Here is a 13,136-nt window from a genome sequence, read left to right as displayed (position 1 = left end):
GAGGAGCGGCACGATGGGGTCATGACGCTCTCGACCAGTCCGACCTCTGTCCGCGACAACGCCTCCGTCAGTGCTGCCGACCGCTCGCGGGTGTTCCACTCGTGGTCGGCGCAGGGGTCGCTGAACCCGCTGCCGATCGCCGGCGGTCTCGGCTGCGAGGTCTGGGACGTCGACGGCACCCGCTACCTCGACTTCTCGAGCCAGCTGGTCAACGTCAACATCGGCTACCAGCACCCGAAGGTCGTCGCGGCGATCCAGGAGCAGGCCGCGATCCTCACGACCGTCGGCCCCGCCGCCGCGAACGAGACCCGCGCCGAGGCGGCGCGCCTGATCACCGAGCGGGCGCCCGAGGGCTTCGAGAAGGTCTTCTTCACCAACGGAGGCGCCGACGCCAACGAGAACGCGATCCGCATGGCGCGGCTCTACACCGGCCGCGACAAGGTCGTCTCGTTCTACCGCTCGTACCACGGCAACACCGGCGCGGCGATCGTCTCGACCGGAGACTGGCGCCGCATCCCCAACGAGTACGCGCGCGGACACGTGCACGCCTTCGGCCCCTACCTCTACCGCACCGAATTCTGGGCCGAGACCCCCGAGCAGGAGTGCGAGCGCGCGCTGCACCACCTCGAGCGCGTCGTGCAGGCCGAGGGTCCGGAGTCGATCGCCGCGTTCCTGATCGAGACGATCCCGGGCACCGCCGGCATCCTGACCCCGCCGCCCGGCTACCTCCCCGGCGTCCGCGCGATCGCCGACCGCTACGGGATCCAGCTCATCCTCGACGAGGTGATGGCCGGGTTCGGCCGTACCGGCGAGTGGTTCGCCTTCGACGCGTTCGACGTGCGCCCCGACCTGATCACCTTCGCCAAGGGCGTCAACTCCGGCTACGTGCCGATCGGAGGCGTGATCATCTCGGATCCGATCGCGCACCACTTCGACGAGCGCGTGTTCCCCGGCGGGCTCACCTACTCCGGGCACCCGCTCGCCGCGGCGAGCGTCGTCGCGACGCTCGAGGCGATGGCCGAGGAGGGCATCGTCGACAATGCGAAGACCATCGGATCGCAGCACCTCGCCCCCGGCCTCGCGGCGCTCGAGGCGAAGCACGACGTCATCGGCGAAGTCCGCGGCTCCGGAGTGTTCTGGGCGCTCGAGCTCGTCACCGACCGCTCCACGCGCGAGCCGCTGCCCGCCGCCGCCGTCGGCCGCCTGAAGGCCGACCTGCTCTCGCGCGGGCTCCTGCCCTTCACCGCCGACAACCGCATCCACGTCGTGCCGCCGGCCGTCGTGACCCCGGAGGAGGTCGCTCGCGGCCTGGCGATCCTCGACGACGCGCTGAGTTCTCTGGACGCCTAGCGCTCTGCGGGAAGCGGCCTCGGCTCTGCCGACTGCGGAACGCCGCTGCGCGGCGTTCACAACGAATGCAGCGTGAAGGCGGTGACGAACCCGAGCACGGCGTACAGCCCGGTGAGCACGTCGTCGCGGTCGAACGCCTCCGGGATCATCGTGTTCGAGATCATCGCCAGGATCGCGCCGGCGGCGACCGTCGTCACGAACGCGACCACCGCTCCCGGCGCCGTCGCGAAGACGAGGAAGCCGACGAGCGCCGCGATCGCGGACAGGCCCGCGATGCCTCCCCAGACCGTGAAGACGTAGCGGGCCGACCGGCCGTCGGTCTTCATGCCGACGGTGGAGGAGAGGCCCTCGGGCAGGTTCGAGATCGCGACGGCGGCGACGATCGGCACGCTGATCGCTGCTCCGGCGCCGCCCTGCGCGACCGAGAGGCCGAGCACGATCGACTCGGGGATCCCGTCGATCAGCGCGCCGGCCGCGATCGCCGCGCCGCCGCCTCCGCCCGTGCCCTTCGAGCTCTTGCGGTTGCCGGCGCCTGCGCGGGTGAGCAGGGCGTCGGCTCCGACGAAGACGAGCGCGCCGACGAGGGTGCCGAGCACGGTGGGCAGCAGGCCGCCGTCGTCGGCCGCCTCCTCGACGAGCTCGTAGGCGAGCGCAGAGATCAGCACTCCCGCGCCGAACGCCGAGATCGCAGCGGTGAGCTTCGGGGGCACGCGGACGAACCACGCGAGGGCGGCGCCGACCAGGAGGGTGGCGCCGCCGATGGCGCCGCTGAGCAGGGCGAGGGACCAGGGAGGCACGGCCGACAGCCTGTCAGGCCGCGGCGGTCCGCGGTCCGGGCTTGACGGCGGCGTCGGGAGCGGCGGGCGGATACACGGCCGTGACCAGCACCACCGACACGATCATCAGCAGGAACCACGACACCAGCTTCGACGCCGACACGAGCCGGCGTCGTCGATCCGCTGCTCGAGCGGCGTGTACTCCCGCATGCGTCCCCGCTCCCTGTCGGAGCGGCCGATGCTACCGGGACGCGATCAGGCGCCGACGCCCGGGATCGAGCTCGCCAGCGCGCGCACCTCGTCCGCGGTGAGATCGTCGGCGTAGTACCGGTAGATGGTGCGGCGCGAGATGTCGGCCGCCTCGTGCGGCGCTCGCCTCCGCAGGGCGTCGACGAGAGTCTCGCCGTCGGCGGCGCTCTGCCGCATGCGGGCGAGGCGGTCGGTCTCGGTGACGAGGCGGCCGTCGGCGAGGTGGGCCATCACTCCGCCGACCACGTTGCCGCAGACCTCGATCAGCTGATTGCCGGAGGCTCGGCGGATCGCAGCGTGGAAGCGGTTGACCCGCTCACCGAAGCCGTCGGCCTCGCCGCGGGCGACCTCGTGCAGGGCGGCGAGGTGCTCCTCGATCACGGCGAGATCCTCCGCAGTGCGGTTCTCGGCGGCGAGCAGGCACGACTGCCCCTCGAGCAGGAGGCGGAACTGCAGCAGCTCGACGCGGCTGATGCTCTCGAGGTGGGCGAGCCGGGCCATCGACTTCTCGAGCATGCGGGGAGAGTAGGCGGTGATCATCGGTCCGCGCGGATCGCCGGGCCTGGACTCGAGGAGCCCGGTCGCCTGGAGGACGCGCAGCGCCTCGCGCACGACGGCGCGACTGACCGAGAAGTCGGCCATCAGCTGGCGCTCGCCCGGGAGACGGTCGCCCGGCTTGAGCTCGCCGGACTCGACGGCCCGCTCGATCTGCTCGACGATCGACTCGTACGCGCTGACCTTCTGCACCGCGCTGAAGCTCACGGTGCTGGACGGACTGATCGTCACGGGGTCCTCCTCGCTCGGGTCGGGCACGTTACATCTTTGTTTCCTCGCTTGACCCGCGTCGCGGCGCCATCCTAGCGTTCCTTCTACTGGTCAGACCAGTACCGCATCGCCCTGAAGAACCCTTCACTCCCTCCCGAAGATCCTGCACCGCCCGACCCCTCGGAGCCGCTCCCGTGACCACGACCCCTCGCCGCCTCGCGCTCGCCGCGACCGCCCTCCTCTCGGCCCTGGCGCTCTCCGCCTGCAGTGCCGGCGCCGGCAACGCCAGCTCCGGAGGCGCGGACGGAGAAGCGCACGACCCGACCGCGATCATCGGCCTCACCGGCGAGCCCGCCAACTTCGACTTCACCACCACGGCCGGCGCCGCCATCCCGCAGGCGCTGATGAACAACGTCTACGAGGGCCTCGTCGCCGTCGACCAGGACGGCGAGCTCGCCCCGAAGCTCGCGACGTCGTGGACCGTCAGCGACGACGGGCTCGAGTACGACTTCGTGCTCGAGGAGGGCGTCACCTTCTCGAACGGCGCCGAGTTCACCGCCGACGACGTGAAGTTCTCGCTCGAGCGCATCGCGACCGACTGGACGATCAACAAGGCCAAGATGGCGGTCCTCGACCGCGTCGACGTCGTCTCGCCCACCGAGGCGAAGGTCGTGCTCACCCGCCCCAGCAACTCGTGGCTCTTCGACATGGGCGGCAGCGTCGGCCTGATGTTCGACGAGAGCGGAGTCGGCGACCTCGCCAACACGCCCGTCGGCACCGGCCCGTACACCGTCACCGAGCGCGTGACCGGCGACCACATCTCGCTGGCGGCCCGCGAGGACTACTGGGGCGAGGCCCCCGCCGTGACCGACGTCACCCTCCGCTACTTCGCCGACGCCGTCGCCTCGACCAACGCGCTGCGCGCCGGCGACGTCGACATGCTCTACAACATGCAGGCCCCCGACCTCGTCGGCCAGTTCGAGACGAACGACGAGTTCCAGGTCATCCAGGGCACCTCGAACGGCGAGATCATGCTCTCGATGAACAACGCGAAGCCGCCGTTCGACGATCTGCGCGTCCGTCAGGCCATCGCCTACGCCCTCGACCGCCAGGCGATCATCGACACCGCGTGGGCCGGATACGGCGAGCTCATCGGCGCGATGGTGCCCCCGACCGACCCGTACTACGAGGATCTGACCGACGAGTACGCCTACGACCCCGAGAAGGCGCGCGAGCTGCTCGCCGAGGCGGGGGCCGAGGACCTGTCGATCACCTTCGATGTCCCCACCCGCCCCTACGCCACCGCCGTCTCCGAGGTCGTCGTCTCGCAGCTGGCCGAGGTCGGCATCGACGCGACGATCGCGTCGGACGAGTTCCCCGCGGTCTGGCTCGACAAGGTGTTCACCCGGCACGACTACGAGATGTCGGTCATCCTCGCCGTCGAGCCGCGCGACTTCCTCGCCAACTTCGGCGACTCCGGCTACTACATCGGCTACGACAACCCCGACGTGACGACGAGGGCCACCGCGGCCGACACCGCCTCGCAGGAGGAGTGGGTCACCGGCATGAAGGACGTGGTCGCCGAGGTCGCCACCGACGTGCCCGCCGTGCCGCTGTTCCTCTTCCCCAACATCGTGATCGCCGACGCAGGTCTCACCGGCATCGCCGGCAACTCGGTGACGGAGTCGCTCGACCTCACCGGTCTCGCCTGGTCCTGACCACCCGGCGGCGGTGCCTCCGGGCGCCGCCGCCTCCCGCTCCTCCCGAGAACGACGCCCCCACTGAAAGGAGGCGACCATGGCGCTGCGGATGCTCGCACTCGTCGGCAACTTCCTCGCGACCGTACTCATCTCGACGATCGTCGTGTTCCTCCTCCTGCGCGTGATGCCGGGAGACGCCGCGACGGTCGCCCTCGGCATCGAGGCGACACCGGAGCAGCTCGACGCCTGGCGGGCCGCGAACGGCACGGACGCCCCGCTCGTCGTGCAGTACCTCGACTGGCTGGGCGGGCTGCTCCGCGGCGACCTCGGCACCTCCGCCGTCACGGGGCAGGCGATCTCGCCGATCGTCTCCGACCGCTTCCAGGTGACGCTGATCCTGGTGGTCGTCGCGATGCTGATCGCGCTGGTCGTCGCGATCCCGCTCGGCACCCTCGCGGCCATGAGGCAGCGGCACGCTTCAGGCGTCGTCATCTCGGGCATCTCGCAGATCGGCGTGGCCGTCCCCAACTTCCTGGTCGGCGTGCTGCTGGTCGCGTTCTTCGCGATCGGGCTGGGCTGGTTCCCCTCCGGAGGCTGGGTGCCGCCATCGGACCCGGCGTTCCTCTCGCACATCGCCCTGCCCGCGATCGCGCTCGGCTCGGTGCAGGCGTCGATCCTGACGCGGTACGTCCGCTCGGCGGTCCTCGAGATCATGCGCGAGGACTTCCTCCGCACCGCCCGCTCGAAGGGCCTCACCGCGGGCGCCGCGCTGGTCAGGCACGGGCTGCGCAACGCCGGCATCCCGGTCCTGACGATCGTCGGCGTGCAGCTCGCCGGCCTCTTCATCGGCGCCGTCGTGATCGAGCGCGTCTTCAGCATCCCGGGTCTCGGCAGCTATCTCGTCGACTCCGTCGGCAACCGCGATCTGCTCGCCGTGCAGGCGGTCGTGGCGGTGCTGGTCGTCGCGATCGTCGCGATCAACTTCCTGGTCGACCTGGCCTTCACGCTCCTCGATCCCCGACTCCGGAGGGCCTCATGACCGCCACGCTCCCGCCCGGCACCGAGCCCGGCCGGCCGGTGCCGCCGCGCACCCGGCTGATCACGCAGGTCCCGGGGCGCTTCCGGCGCTTGCGAGCCGGAGCCGACGCCCAGCTCTGGATCGGCGCCGCGCTGATCCTCCTGGTGCTCGTCACCGCCCTGGTCTCGCTGGTCTGGACGCCCTACGACCCCGAGCGCTCCGTCGCAGCCGATCGCCTGCTGTTCCCGAACGCCGCACATCCGCTCGGCACCGACCGCTACGGGCGCGACGTGCTCTCGCAGATCATGGTCGGCGCGCAGATCACCCTGCTGGTGGGCACCGTGGCGGTCGCCATCGCGGCGGTCATCGGAGTCCCGCTCGGCATCCTCGCGGGTATGCGGCCCCAGCGCACGGGCGCCCTGATCATGGGCGGCAGCGACGTCGTGATGGCGTTCCCCGGCCTCCTGCTCGCGATCGTCTTCGGCGCGGTCTTCGGCGCCGACACCACGACCGCGATGGTCGCGCTCGGCATCGGAGCGGCGCCCGCGTTCGCCCGGGTCGCCCGCGCCGGCACCCTGCAGGTGATGAGCACCGACTACGTGTTCGCCGCCCGCGCCGCCAACCGCTCGGGCTTCGCCATCGCGATCCGGCACGTCCTGCCCAACATCTCGGGGCTGCTCGTCGTGCAGTGCTCGGTCAACTTCGGCATCGCGGTGCTGGCGGAGGCGGGGCTCTCGTTCCTGGGGCTCGGCACCAAGCCGCCCACCCCCTCGTGGGGCCGGATGCTGCAGGACTCGCAGCAGTTCCTCGGCGCCTACGACTACCTGGCGATCGTGCCCGGCCTGGCGATCGCGCTCGCGGTCCTCGGCTTCAACCTGCTCGGCGACGGTCTGCGCGACCGCTTCGACCCGAAGATGAGGAACCGCTGATGCACTCCGCTGAACCACGCCCCTTCGCGCTCGACGTCGCCGGCCTCTCGGTGCACGCCGGCGAGCGCCTCCTCGTCGACGACCTGACCTTCCGCATCGGAGCGGGCGAGCGCGTGGGTCTGATCGGCGAGTCGGGCTCGGGCAAGTCGCTCACCTCGCTCGCCGTCATGGGCCTTCTGCCCGACACGGTCACCGCGACCGGCCGCGTGCGGGTCGGCGGCGCCGACACCTACATCGTGAGCCTCGGCGAGCGGGCCGCCGCACGCCTGCGCGGCTCGTCGATGGCGATGGTGTTCCAGGAGCCGATGACCGCGCTCAACCCGCTGATGCGCGTCGGCCGCCAGATCGCCGAGGTGATGGAGATCCACCGCACCCAGCCCGATCGCCGCGCGGCCCGCCGCCGGGCGGTCGAGCTGCTCGCCGATGTCGGGCTGCCCTCACCCGAGGAGGCGGCGCGCGCCTACCCCCACCAGCTCTCGGGCGGTCAGCGGCAGCGGGTCGTCCTCGCCATCGCCCTCGCCAACGACCCGGCGCTGCTCGTCGCCGACGAGCCGACGACCGCCCTCGACGTCACCGTGCAGAAGCAGGTCCTCGACCTGGTGCTGCGCACGGTCTCGGAGCGCGGCACCGGGCTCCTCTTCATCACCCACGACCTCGCGGTGGTCGGCGAGACCTGCGACCGCGTCCTCGTGATGAATGCCGGGGTCGTCGTCGAGGAGGGACCGATCGACCGGGTCTTCACCCGGCCCGAGCACCCGTACACCCGAGGTCTGCTGGCCGCCTCCGACCTCGACGCCACCGACTCCGCCGGCCGTCTGTTCACCGTCGCCACCTCGCAGGGCTACACGCCCGGCCTCTCGGTCGACCGGATGGACGCCGGCCGGGCCGAGCGCGAGGCCGCCCCCGCGGCGCCCGCCGTGGTGCGCGCCTCCGGGCTCACGAAGACCTACGACCGCGGCCGCTCTTCCCTGTTCGCCCCTTCGCAGAAGGTGCATGCCCTCCGCGGGCTCGACTTCGAGATCCGCGCGGGCGACCGCTTCGGGATCGTGGGGGAGTCGGGATCCGGCAAGTCGACGCTCCTGCGCCTGCTCTCGGGGCTCGACACCCCGACCGCGGGCGCACTGGAGGTCGTCGGCCGCGACCTCAGCACGCACAGGAAGGCCGATCTCGCCGAGGTGCGCCGCAGCCTCCAGATCGTGTTCCAGGATCCGATGGCCTCCCTCGACCCGCGGATGCGCGTCGGCGACATCATCGCCGAGCCGCTGCTGAACGCGGCGAACACGGGGGAGGCGATGGGCAGGGCCGAGCGCGCCGCCCGTGTCGCCGAGATGATCGCCGCGGTCGGGCTGCCGGCCGACTCCGTCGACCGCTACCCGCACCAGTTCTCGGGCGGCCAGCGCCAGCGCATCTCGATCGCGCGCGCCCTCGTCTGCCGCCCGAGGATCCTCGTCGCCGACGAGCCCGTCAGCGCGCTCGACGTCTCGGTGCGCGCGCAGGTGCTGAACCTGCTCGCCGACCTCGTCGAGGAGTACCGGCTCACGCTGATCTTCGTCTCGCACGACCTCGGCGTCGTCCGCTACCTCTGCGATCGCGTCGCCGTCATGCGGCGGGGCGAGATCGTCGAGCAGGGTGCGACCCGCGCGATCTACGAGGACCCGGCCGACGACTACACCCGCGCGCTGATCGCCGCGACGCCCTCGATCCGCCACCGCCAGGAGATCAGATGACCCCCGCCACCCAGACCGCCTCCCGCTTCGGTGGCGCCCGTCTCGCCGCCGGCTACGCCTCCGGTGAGCTCTCCCCGGTCGAGGTGACGGAGGAGATCCTCGCCGACATCGAGGTGCGGAACCCGGCGATCAACGCGTTCAGCGATCTCGACCCCGCTCTCGCGCTCGCCGCGGCACGCGAGAGCGAGCAGCGCTGGCGCTCCGGTGAGCAGCGCGGACCGGTCGACGGCGTTCCCGTGACCGTCAAGGAGAACCTGTACCGGGCCGGTCTCCCCGCGCGCGCCGGCACCGCGGCCGCCGCGGCGACGGTCCCGTCGCACGACTCGCCCGCCGTCGCGCGCCTCCACGAGGCCGGCGCCGTCATCATCGGCTCGACCACGATGCCCGACTGGGGGATGCTCTCCTCCGGCGTCTCGAGCGCGCACGGAGTGACCCGCAGCCCGCTCGATCCCGCGCTCACCGTCGGTGGCTCGTCGGCAGGGGCGGGCGCCGCCGCGGCCGCCGGGTTCGGCACCTTCCACGTCGGCACCGACATCGGCGGCTCGGTCCGCCTGCCCGCCGCCTGGCTCGGACTCGCCACGCTCAAGCCGAGCGACGGCCGCATCCCGCTCGACAACCCCTACCAGGGCCGAGCCGCGGGCCCGATCGCGCAGACGGTCGCGGATGTGGCCCTCGGCATGTCGGTGCTCTCGCGCCCCGACACCCGCGACTACACCTCGCTCCCGCCCGAGAGCATCGACTGGAGCGATCTCGACCTCGACGTGCGCGGCCGCCGAGTCGCCGTCCACGTCGATCCCGGAGCCGGCATGCCGGTCGACCCCGAGATCCGCGCCGCCGTGCTCGCCGCGGCCGACAGGTGGTCGGACGCCGGCGCCGAGGTCGTCGAGCTGCCCGCGTTCATCGACGACGACGTGCTCGAGCAGGTCGACCTCTTCTGGCGCGTGCGCTTCTGGCGCACCTACTACGAGCTGCCCACCGAGGCGAAGGCGCGCGCGCTGCCCTTCATCACCACGTGGGTGCACGGCGGAGCCGACGTCTCGGGCCGCCGCGTGCTCGAGGCCACCGAGGCGATCAGCGAGCTGCGCCGCCGCACCGTCGAGGCCACCCTCCCGTTCGACGCCGTGCTCTCGCCGGTCGCGCCGGTCGCGGCGTTCCCCGCGGAGTGGCCGATGCCGTGGGGGCACGAGGACCGCGGCATGGCGCACATCGCCTTCACGCTGCCCTACAACATGTCGGGGCAGCCGGCCGCGAGCATCAACGCGGGCACCACCTCCGACGGCCGCGCGATCGCTCTGCAGATCTCGGGCCGCCGCTTCGCCGACCTCGAGGTGCTGCGCCAGGCGGCCTGGTGGGAGGCGGCGCGGCCCGCCTCCGCCGTGCAGGCGTTCCCTGCGGGCTGAGCGCTCAGCAGCTCTCCGAGACGAAGTCGTCGTCGCCGGGCGTGAGCAGGTCGCGATCGCGCAGCAGCACGCCGATGCGGTCGCCGCGGAGGGAGCAGGCGCGCTCGAACACCGCCTCCGCGTCGGGCTCGTCGGTGTACTCGACCTCGTAGACGCGATCGCCGTAGACGTCGGTGTAGGCATCGCACTCCTCGAACACCTCGCACTCCTCGGTGATGGCGAAGTCGAAGCCGATCCCGCGCATCTCCTCCGCCCGCTCGGAGGCGTTCTTCTGGCCGATCGCGAGACCGGCGTCGTGCGCGGCAGCGACGAGGGCCTCGGCGAACGCGCCGGTCTGCTCGTCGGTCAGCAGGCCGTCGGAGCGGGTGGCGGAGTCGAGGTTGTCGGCCTCGACGGCGTCGAAGCCGCTCTCGGCGCAGCCCGCGATCCACTCGCCGACGACTTCGATCAGGGCGTCGCGCTTCGCCGGCGTCGACACGTCGAGGAGGGTCTCGTCGGGCCAGTCGGGGTCGCTCACCGTCTCTCCCGAGGCGTCGCGCAGCAGCAGTCCGGCGCGATCGCCCGTCCACTCCGCCTCCTCGCCCGGCTGCGTCTGGAACGCGTTCACGTAGCAGACCGAGTAGACGCCCTCCTCGGGAGCGTCCGACCGGTCGCGCACGACGAGGTCGATCCCGTCGGCAGACGGGTAGGCGCCGCCCAGCTGGTAGTCGAAGCGAGCGCCGGCGGGAGGCGCCGCCGGGCTTGCTGCGCATCCGGCGAGGAGCGCCACGGCGAGGAGCCCGCACAATAAGCTGAGCGAATGGCGGAGTTCAGCGCGAGTGTGTTTCAGAACGAGTTCCTCTCGGACGGCGCCACCGATGTGCACGCGATCGTGACCGTGACCGCGTCGGGCACCGGTGCGGCCGGCAGTGACGGCGCGGCTGCTGAGATCATCATCGTCGACTGCTCCGGATCGATGACCGGCGAGAACATGACCGCGGCGAAGCGCGCCGCCGCCGTCGCGGTCGACCAGATCCTCGACGGTACCTTCTTCGCCGTCGTCGCGGGCTCCGAACGGGCCGACCGCGCGTTCCCCTACCCCAACGCCTCCGTTCCGATGGTGCGCATGGAGCCGGGCGCGCGAGCCGCGGCGAAGGAGGCGATCGGCTTCCTCCAGGCCGACGGCGGCACGGCGATGGGCACCTGGCTCACCCTCGCCCGCCAGCTCTTCTCGAGCGTTCCGGAGGCGACGCAGCGCCACGCGATCCTCCTCACCGACGGCAAGAACGAGCACGAGTCGCGGATGCAGCTCGACTCCGCGATCCGCGCCGCGGGTGGGGTCTTCCAGTGCGACGTCCGCGGAGTCGGCTCGCGCTGGGTCGTCGAGGAGGCGCGCACGATCGCGAGCGCCCTGCTCGGCACCGTCGGCCTCATCGCGAACCCGGCCGACATGGCCGCCGACTTCGAGCAGCTGATGCAGGCGTCGATGGGCCGCGGAGTCGCCAGCGGCGAGCTGCGCGTGTGGACGCCGCAGGGCGCCCAGCTCCTCTTCGTCCGCCAGGTCGCACCGAACCTCGAGGACCTCAGCTCCCGCCGGACCTCGGTGAACCCGCTCACCGGCTCCTACCCGACCGGCGCCTGGGGCGATGAGTCGCGGGAGTACCACGTGGCCGTCCGCGTCGCGTCGAAGCCGGTCGGTGCCGAGCAGCTCGCCGCGCGCGTGCAGCTCAGCGTGCGCGACGAGGTGGTCGCGTCCGCGCTGGTGAAGGCACGCTGGACCGATGACTCCGCTCTGACCGCCCGCATCGACCCGGCCGTCGCGCACTACACGGGCCAGACCGAGCTCGCGTCGGCGATCCAGGACGGGCTCGCCGCGAAGGCCGCGGGCGACGAGGCCACGGCGACCGTGAAGCTCGGCCGTGCCGTGCAGCTCGCCGCGGTCACCGGCAACGACGAGGCGACGGCGAAGCTCCGCAAGGTGGTCGAGATCGACAACCCGAACGAGGGCACCGTCCGGCTCAAGCGCGGGGTCGCCAAGCTCGACGAGATGGCGCTCGACACCGCGTCGACCAAGACCACGCGGGTGCGCAAATGAGCTTCCGCTGCCCCGAGGGGCACACGTCGGCCTCCGGCGACTACTGCGACGTCTGCGGCGCGCCGATCGCCGCCACCCAGGCGCCCGCGCCCGTGTCGTCGGCCCCTGCGGCCCCGACGACCGCCATCCCGACGGGCCCCGCGGTCTGCCCCAACTGCTCGTACCCGAACGAGGCCGGCGCGCTGTTCTGCGAGAACTGCGGCTACGACTTCACCACCGGCTCCCTCCCCGAGGCCGATCCGTTCACGTTGTCCGGGGCGGTGCGCGCGCCGTCCGAGGTCGGCGGCTCGGCCTCTCCCGCGGGGGACCCCGCGGCGCATCTCGGCGAGGTGCCGGCCGCGGCGGCACCGGAGTCGGCCGCGCCTCCGACCGAACTGGTCCCGGAGGAGGAGGCGGGGTTCGACGTCCCCGTCGCGACCGCGCCGCCTGCTCCGGCGACCGAGGTCCTCGCCGAGGCGGCCGAGGCCGAGACGGCCGATCCCTGGATCGCCGAGCTCTGGATCGACCCCGACTGGTACGCGGAGCAGCGCGCCGACGACCCGATGCCCTCTCCCGGCCCGCCGTCGACCGTCGTGCTGCGCGAGCGCTCCCTGCTCGTCGGGCGCCCCTCCGTCTCGCGCGGGATCTCGCCGCAGATCGACTGCGGCACCGACTCCGGAGTCTCGCGCCGCCACTGCCAGCTCTCGACCGACGGTCTGCGCTGGTGGGTCGAGGACCTCCAGTCGGCGAACGGCACCTACCTCGCCGCGGCCGGTTCGGGGCTCCCGCAGACGCCGATCCCGGCGGGCCAGCGCCGCGAGGTCGACGAGGGCGACCGCATCTACGTCGGGGCCTGGACCCGCCTCGTGATCCGCCGAGCGCTGCCCGGCGAGGTCTGAGCTCCTGGGAGCCGGCGCACAGTCGTACGGTCTGCAGGTGGACGTGCGGTCTGCAGGTGCCGGTGCGGTCTGCAGGCGCCGGTGCGATCTGCAGGTGATCGCGCGTTTCCCAGTGCCTTCAGGCGGAGGAGAGCGCTTTTCCGCCCCTGTCTCCTGCAGATCGCACCACCGTCTCCTGCAGATCGCACCACCGCGAGCCGAGCGGGTCCGGGAGCAGCTGGCATGCGGAGCCTGAGGACGCGCGATTCGCAGGTGATCACGCCCGCCCTG

At 72.2% G+C, this 13,136-nt stretch carries 12 protein-coding genes; 8 read left to right on the top strand and 4 right to left on the bottom strand.

Going from position 1 to position 13,136, the window contains the following annotated elements; translation table 11 throughout:
• Positions 1–21 precede the first annotated feature (21 nt).
• Positions 22–1,350, top strand: coding sequence for an aspartate aminotransferase family protein (locus ASG06_RS01635; protein ID WP_056037611.1), 1,329 nt, complete (start codon positions 22–24; stop codon positions 1,348–1,350).
• Between the two features lie 56 nt (positions 1,351–1,406).
• Here the strand turns inward: ASG06_RS01635 and ASG06_RS01630 are convergent, their stop codons facing one another.
• The 3 genes from ASG06_RS01630 to ASG06_RS01625 form a co-directional block, all read right to left on the bottom strand.
• The gene (locus tag ASG06_RS01630) at positions 1,407–2,147 is read right to left on the bottom strand and encodes a ZIP family metal transporter (RefSeq protein ID WP_056037607.1); all 741 of its coding nucleotides are present in this window, start codon (positions 2,145–2,147) and stop codon (positions 1,407–1,409) included.
• A 13-nt stretch (positions 2,148–2,160) separates the two neighbouring features.
• On the bottom strand, positions 2,161–2,289 hold the full coding sequence (locus ASG06_RS19770) for a hypothetical protein (protein ID WP_442965594.1): 129 nt from the start codon (positions 2,287–2,289) through the stop codon (positions 2,161–2,163).
• A gap of 92 nt (positions 2,290–2,381) precedes the next feature.
• The gene (locus tag ASG06_RS01625; RefSeq protein ID WP_197409339.1) at positions 2,382–3,161 is read right to left on the bottom strand and encodes a FadR/GntR family transcriptional regulator; all 780 of its coding nucleotides are present in this window, start codon (positions 3,159–3,161) and stop codon (positions 2,382–2,384) included.
• Between the two features lie 173 nt (positions 3,162–3,334).
• On the opposite strand from ASG06_RS01625, the gene ASG06_RS01620 reads away from it, so the two are divergent.
• From ASG06_RS01620 to ASG06_RS01600, 5 genes are all read left to right on the top strand, one after another.
• Entirely contained in the window at positions 3,335–4,858 is a 1,524-nt protein-coding gene (locus ASG06_RS01620) for an ABC transporter substrate-binding protein (protein WP_056037600.1), read from the top strand.
• Between the two features lie 79 nt (positions 4,859–4,937).
• A complete protein-coding gene (locus tag ASG06_RS01615) occupies positions 4,938–5,879 on the top strand; it encodes an ABC transporter permease (RefSeq protein ID WP_056037597.1) in 942 nt (313 codons plus the stop codon).
• Entirely contained in the window at positions 5,876–6,787 is a 912-nt protein-coding gene (locus ASG06_RS01610; protein WP_082498861.1) for an ABC transporter permease, read from the top strand. Before ASG06_RS01615 ends, ASG06_RS01610 begins: the two co-directional genes overlap by 4 nt.
• Positions 6,787–8,514 (top strand): dipeptide ABC transporter ATP-binding protein, encoded by a 1,728-nt coding sequence (locus ASG06_RS01605; protein WP_056037594.1) that lies wholly within the window; start codon positions 6,787–6,789, stop codon positions 8,512–8,514. The genes ASG06_RS01610 and ASG06_RS01605 overlap by 1 nt, the downstream gene beginning before the upstream one ends.
• Positions 8,511–9,914, top strand: coding sequence for an amidase (locus ASG06_RS01600; protein ID WP_056037591.1), 1,404 nt, complete (start codon positions 8,511–8,513; stop codon positions 9,912–9,914). The genes ASG06_RS01605 and ASG06_RS01600 overlap by 4 nt, the downstream gene beginning before the upstream one ends.
• Positions 9,915–9,918: 4 nt before the next feature.
• Here the strand turns inward: ASG06_RS01600 and ASG06_RS01595 are convergent, their stop codons facing one another.
• Entirely contained in the window at positions 9,919–10,701 is a 783-nt protein-coding gene (locus tag ASG06_RS01595; RefSeq protein WP_231727579.1) for an endo alpha-1,4 polygalactosaminidase, read from the bottom strand.
• 12 nt (positions 10,702–10,713) lie between these two features.
• Between ASG06_RS01595 and ASG06_RS01590 the strand changes: the two genes are divergently transcribed.
• Together ASG06_RS01590 and ASG06_RS01585 are read left to right on the top strand one after the other, a co-directional pair.
• Positions 10,714–11,988, top strand: coding sequence for a VWA domain-containing protein (locus tag ASG06_RS01590; RefSeq protein WP_056037588.1), 1,275 nt, complete (start codon positions 10,714–10,716; stop codon positions 11,986–11,988).
• The gene (locus tag ASG06_RS01585; RefSeq protein WP_056037585.1) at positions 11,985–12,866 is read left to right on the top strand and encodes an FHA domain-containing protein; all 882 of its coding nucleotides are present in this window, start codon (positions 11,985–11,987) and stop codon (positions 12,864–12,866) included. Before ASG06_RS01590 ends, ASG06_RS01585 begins: the two co-directional genes overlap by 4 nt.
• The last annotated feature ends 270 nt before the right edge of the window (positions 12,867–13,136 follow it).

Source organism: Rathayibacter sp. Leaf185, from assembly GCF_001423885.1.
Classification (GTDB): Bacteria; Actinomycetota; Actinomycetes; order Actinomycetales; family Microbacteriaceae; genus Rathayibacter.
The sequence above is the reverse complement of the archived record's forward strand: the minus strand, read 5'-3'. Positions and strand labels throughout refer to the sequence as shown.

Coding starts and splice junctions, on each gene's coding strand:
- ASG06_RS01600 (WP_056037591.1), top strand. CDS start 8,511: ATGACCCCCGCCACCCAGACCGCCTCCCGCTTCGGTGGCGCCCGTCTC.
- ASG06_RS01610 (WP_082498861.1), top strand. CDS start 5,876: ATGACCGCCACGCTCCCGCCCGGCACCGAGCCCGGCCGGCCGGTGCCG.
- ASG06_RS01590 (WP_056037588.1), top strand. CDS start 10,714: ATGGCGGAGTTCAGCGCGAGTGTGTTTCAGAACGAGTTCCTCTCGGAC.
- ASG06_RS01605 (WP_056037594.1), top strand. CDS start 6,787: ATGCACTCCGCTGAACCACGCCCCTTCGCGCTCGACGTCGCCGGCCTC.
- ASG06_RS01635 (WP_056037611.1), top strand. CDS start 22: ATGACGCTCTCGACCAGTCCGACCTCTGTCCGCGACAACGCCTCCGTC.
- ASG06_RS01585 (WP_056037585.1), top strand. CDS start 11,985: ATGAGCTTCCGCTGCCCCGAGGGGCACACGTCGGCCTCCGGCGACTAC.
- ASG06_RS01615 (WP_056037597.1), top strand. CDS start 4,938: ATGGCGCTGCGGATGCTCGCACTCGTCGGCAACTTCCTCGCGACCGTA.